This window comes from Synechococcus sp. H55.2 (assembly GCF_047462495.1).
GTDB lineage: Bacteria > Cyanobacteriota > Cyanobacteriia > Thermostichales > Thermostichaceae > Thermostichus.
In genome coordinates, this window is sequence record NZ_JANSJH010000115.1 from 4,031 (window position 1) to 7,509 (window position 3,479).

At 61.9% G+C, this 3,479-nt stretch carries 1 protein-coding gene; it reads left to right on the plus strand.

The genetic code is table 11. The features are described 5' to 3' along the window. Nucleotides 1–3,479 (plus strand): ribonucleoside-triphosphate reductase, adenosylcobalamin-dependent (nrdJ, locus tag NW844_RS11450; RefSeq protein ID WP_414335775.1); only part of this gene is annotated, 3,479 nt, incomplete at both ends.

Genomic DNA, 3,479 nt, shown 5'->3' on the forward strand with positions numbered 1-3,479 from the left:
GCTCCGACGGCCGCTCCAGTGTTCTACCGCACCTACAGTCGGCGGCGCCCGGATGGCAGCCGCGAGACTTGGAGCGACGTCTGCGATCGCACCCTGGCCGACATTGCCCGCCTAGGACGCTTCACTCCCCAGGAGCGGGAGCTGGTGGAACATCTGCAGCGGCAGTTGAAGGCGTTGATCTCGGGCCGGGCCCTGTGGGTGATGGGCACCGACTGGATCCAGAAGCCGGAAAACTACTCTGGCGCCTACAACTGCACCAGCACCACCGTGGTGGACTGGCGCTCTTTTGGCCTGATGATGGATCTGGCCATGATGGGCTGCGGCACGGGGGCGGTGCTGGAGCCCCAGTTCATCAACCGCTTGCCCCCCATCCTCAACCGCCTGCAGGTACAGGTGGTGGGATCCCTCGGCGCCACGCCCCGAGAGCAGCGGCAGGAGCACACCCGCATCCAGCGGCAGGGATCCCGGGTGCACATCCAGGTGGGGGATAGCCGGCGGGGCTGGGTGGAGTCCTACCAGGCGCTGCTGGAGCTGGCGGCGGATCCCAGCTTGGGCGGCGAGGTCCAGGTGACGGTGGACTTGAGCGATGTCCGCCCTGCCGGCGAGCGGCTGCAGGGGTTTGGGGGTGTGGCCAACCCCATCAAGCTGCCCGGCCTCTACGAGCGCTGTGCCGCCATCCTCAACAAAGCGGTGGGCAGACAACTGAACTCGGTGGAGTGCTGCCTGCTCATCGACGAGGCGGCGGTGACGATTGTGGCGGGGAACATTCGGCGGTGCTTACCTGAAAACGCCTTGGTGCACACCTCACAAGGTCTGGTGCCCATCAAGGATGTGCAGGTAGGCGATTGGGTTCAGACCCCCCTTGGGTTTCGTCGGGTGGTCAACAAGTTTGACCAAGGGATCCAAGAAGTTTACGAAATAGAGACCAATGCCCTTCCTTTCTTTTCAACTTTGAACCACCGCCATGCGGTTTTGGCAGACGCTCGGGGGAACATCGCATGGAAAAGTACCCACGAGTTAGTCGAGGGGGATCGTCTGCTGCACAACACCCAAGTTCTCCCCGGCACCATTACCCACCTCCCTGAGGACTTTACGGCACCTCGTCCAAGCCAAAGCCCCACCGCAAAGCCCCTGCACATCCCGCCCCTGACACCAGAGGTGGCCTGGCTCATTGGGTTTACCCAGGGGGATGGGTATGTTGCGCTGGGGCGCGATCTCCACGGCAAGCCCTACGGTCACCTGGAGTGGAGTGCCAATACCCTGGATCCCGAGCTGCTTTCCCGTCTCCAAGCTAAGCTGGAGCAGGCGCTAGCCGCCTTCGGGCTGACAGCTACCTGCAGCTATGGGCCAGGGGAGAACAGGGCAAAGTTTGTGTGTTCCTGCATCCCGCTGGCGGAGTATTTCGAGCGGCACATCAAGAAACCAAAGCAACCCCTGCAAGTTCCCGACTTTATCCTGCGCGGCACCGTTGAGGTACGGTCAGCTTACCTGGCAGGCCTTATCGACAGCGATGGGTCAACCCGTAGTCATCCCCCCCAATTGCTGACAACTGTCCACCGCTCCTTTGCCCTGCAAGTGGGGGCTGTGCTCTCCAGTCTGGGTATTGCAGGCCGACTCAAAATCCTCCCCCCCCAGCAGGAGAACTGGCAGGTTCAATACAGCCTTACCCTACCGGCGTTCAAGGATCGGTACAACGCCTTGGTGGCTCCCTACTCAGCTAAAGGGAAGTTGCCCCAAGGGCTGGAGATGCATGGCTTTACGATTCCGGGTTCCCTGCTGCAGGAAGTATACAGCTACACTGAGATGCGCGGCATGGGCTTCCAAGGAGCTCGGTCGGTCGAAGCCAACTATGAACGATACTTGGCTGAGTCGGGGTTCGATTTGGATATCCCCGTTACAGTTAAGGGCCTAGGCAGCCATGACTGGGTACGAACCTACGACATTGAAGTCGAAGAGGCTCATTGCTTTTACTGCAATGGCTATCTCACCCACAACAGCGCGGGCATGCGCCAATTTGCCGCCGACGACGAGCTGGGATCCAGCGCCAAGGACAACCTCTGGCAGCAGGACGAGCAGGGCAACTGGAGAATTGACCCGGAGCGGGATGCCCTGCGCATGGCCAACCACACGCGCGTGTTCCACCGCAAGCCAACGCGAGAAGAGTGCATTGCGGCAGTGCGCAAGCAGTTTTACTCCGGCGAGGGAGCCATCCAGTGGGCAGGGGAAGCTGTGGCGCGGGCCAATGCCGACCTGCTCGCCACTCCAGAATTGAAACAGACCTTCCTCAACATCTATGCTTCCCAAGGCCCAGAGGAAGCTCGACGCTGGCTAAAACACCACTGGCCAACCCTGCCCGAGGCTGAACTGGAGCACCGGCTGCGGCGGTATGGGTTAAACCCTTGCGGCGAGATCATTGGATGCGACTTCCACTGCAACCTGGCTGAGATCCACCTCAACCGGCTGGATCCCCACAACCGCCAGGAACAAGAGGAGGCCTTCACAGCCGGGGCCCTGACAGCGGCGGCGCTATTGCACCATCGCTTTGTCGAGCCCCGCTTCCAGCGCTCGCGGGAGTGGGATCCCATCGTCGGCGTCTCGTTTACCGGTCTGTTTGACTTTTGCGTCAAAGCCTTTGGGGTAGACTGGCTGCGCTGGTGGCAAGAAGGGAGGCCGGATACGCCCCTGGGGCGGGAGTTCAAGCAGCAGGAGCAGGAATACCTCAGCTTTTGGAAGGAAGTTGTCCACCGCGTGGTCTGGGACTACTGCGACCGCCACGGGTTGCGCCGTCCCAACCGCTGCACCACTGTTCAGCCCGCTGGCACCAAGTCCCTGCTCACCAACGCCTCGCCCGGCTGGCACCCGCCCAAGGCCCAGCGCTACATCCGCCGCATCACCTTTGCCAAAAACGACCCCGTGGCCCTCGCCTGTCTGGACTATGGCTACTCGGTAGTGCCCGCCCAGGCGGACAAGGACGAAAACGGCAACCTGCTCAACGACCCCTTTGATCCCCGCTGTACCGAGTGGCTGGTGGAGCTGCCGGTGGAGGTGGAGTGGGCCAATTTGCCCGGCGCCGAGGAGATTGAGATTGAGCGCTTCTCCGCCCTGGCCCAGTTTGACTTTTACATGCAGGTGCAAAAGTACTACACCACCCACAACACCTCAGCTACCCTTGAGCTGCGCGAGGACGAGATCGAAGCGCTGGGATCCCGCATTTACGAGGCCATCCGCGACGACGAGGGCTACATCAGCGCAGCGCTGTTGGCCCGCTTCGACGCCCCCTTCCCCCGCCTGCCCTTCGAGAAAATCGACAAGGCCACCTACGAGCGGCTGGTGGCCGAGGTCAACACGAGACGAAGGACAGACGACTTCTTCGCGGCCCTGGCCCGCCATGACCACCACCTCGCCCTGGCAGCAGAGGGGCCGGCAGGGTGTGATGCTTTGGGGTGTCTGTTGCCAGATACGGACTCCGCCCCGCTATC